Raw genomic sequence first — 1,836 nt, 5'->3', positions numbered from 1 at the left:
GGCGCCGGTGGCCGGAGACGGGGCGTCCGCGCCGGGCCGGTGTCTCCTCCTTCGGCGTGAGCGGCACGAACGCCCACGTGATCCTGGAGCAGGCCCCGGAGGAGCCGGTCGTCGTGCGGGTGCCGCAGGACGGTGTGGTGCCGCTGGTGGTGTCGGCGGCGTCGGAGGGTTCCCTCGCGGGCCAGGCCGAGCGGCTGGCCGCGTTCACCGGTGACACCGACGCGTCCTTCGCGGACGTCGCGGGTGCGCTGGTGCGGCGGCGGGCGGTGCTGTCGGAGCGGGCCGTGGTCGTGGCCGGGTCCCGGGAGGAAGCTGCGGCCGGGCTGGCCGCGCTCGCCCGGGGCGAGTCGGCGCCCGGTCTGGTGACGGGGAGTGCCGCGTCTGCCGGGCGGACGGTCCTGGTCTTCCCCGGGCAGGGTTCGCAGTGGCCGGGCATGGGCCGCGAACTCCTGGAAGGCTCACCGGTGTTCGCGGAGCGGATCGAGGAGTGCGCCCGCGCTCTGGAGCCGTGGGTGGACTGGGACCTGCGGGCCGTCCTGCGTGGTGACACGGACTTGATGGACCGGGTGGACGTGGTCCAGCCGGCAAGCTTCGCGGTGATGATCGGCCTGGCCGCCGTCTGGGCCTCCGTGGGGGTCGTTCCGGACGCGGTGGTCGGTCACTCGCAGGGCGAGATCGCCGCTGCCTGTGTCGCCGGTGCGCTGTCCCTGGAGGATGCGGCGCAGATCGTCGCCGTCCGCAGTCAGGTGATCGCCGGTGAGCTGGCGGGCCGGGGCGGAATGGCCTCGGTGGCGCTGCCCGAGGCCGAGGCGGCCGAACGCATTGCCGCGTGGGACGGGCGAGTTGAGGTCGCGGCCGTCAACAGCCCTTCCTCCTCGGTGATCGCCGGAGATGCCGAGGCTTTGGACGAGGCGTTGGCCGCGTTGGAGGCCGACGGCGTACGCGTGCGCCGGGTCGCCGTGGACTACGCCTCTCACACCCGCCATGTGGAGGCGATCGAGGCCGCGTTGGCGGACGCGTTCGCCGACATCCACGGTCAGGCGCCGCTGGTGCCGTTCTTCTCCACCGTGACCGGCGAGTGGGTCCGCGAGGCGGGCGTCCTGGACGGCGGCTACTGGTACCGCAACCTGCGTCAGCAGGTCCGCTTCGGGCCCGCCGTCGAGGCGCTCCTCGCCGAGGGGCACTCGGTGTTCATCGAGTCCAGCGCCCACCCCGTCCTCGTCCAGCCGGTCAGCGAGATCGTCGACGAGACCCGCGCGGACGCGGTGGCCACCGGCTCCCTGCGCCGCGAGGAGGGCGGCCCGCGGCGGCTGCTCGCGTCGATGGCCGAGGTGTTCGTCCAGGGTGTCGCCGTCGACTGGACCGGCGTGCTGCCCGAGGGCGCCGGTGACGCCCCGCTCGATCTGCCGACGTACGCCTTCGACCACCGCCACTACTGGCTGCGGACCGCGCCGGCCACCGACGCCGCCTCGCTCGGCCAGGCCGCCGCCGACCACCCCCTGCTGGGCGCGGTCGTCCCGCTGCCCCAGTCCGACGGACTGGTCTTCACCTCCCGGCTCTCCCTGCGCAGCCACCCCTGGCTGGCCGACCACGTCGTCGGCGGCGCGACCGTCGTCCCCGCCACCGGCCTGGTCGAACTCGCCCTGCGCGCCGGGGACGAGGCCGGCACCGCCCGCCTGGACGAACTGACCGTCGAGACACCGCTGGTCCTGCCCGAGGAGGGCGGCCTCCGCGTCCAGGTCGCCGTCGGCGGCCCCGACGACACCGGAGCGCGCACCGTCGACATCTACGCCGCCGGGGGCGAGGACACCGCGCCCGACGCGTGGACCCGGCACG

At 75.1% G+C, this 1,836-nt stretch carries 1 protein-coding gene and 1 pseudogene; both read left to right on the top strand.

Features of this window, described 5'->3' with window-relative positions; translation table 11 throughout:
* A pseudogene (locus CCN44_RS17325) lies at positions 1-1,292 on the top strand (acyltransferase domain-containing protein); the annotation flags it as partial.
* A gap of 30 nt (positions 1,293-1,322) precedes the next feature.
* Positions 1,323-1,836, top strand: a 514-nt coding sequence (locus tag CCN44_RS48025) for a polyketide synthase dehydratase domain-containing protein (protein WP_462509653.1), incomplete at its 3' end; no start/stop codon positions are given.

Origin of the sequence: Streptomyces tricolor, assembly GCF_002155905.1 — a bacterium.
GTDB lineage: Bacteria > Actinomycetota > Actinomycetes > Streptomycetales > Streptomycetaceae > Streptomyces > Streptomyces tricolor.
This window is presented reverse-complemented; position numbering and strand designations above follow the sequence as displayed.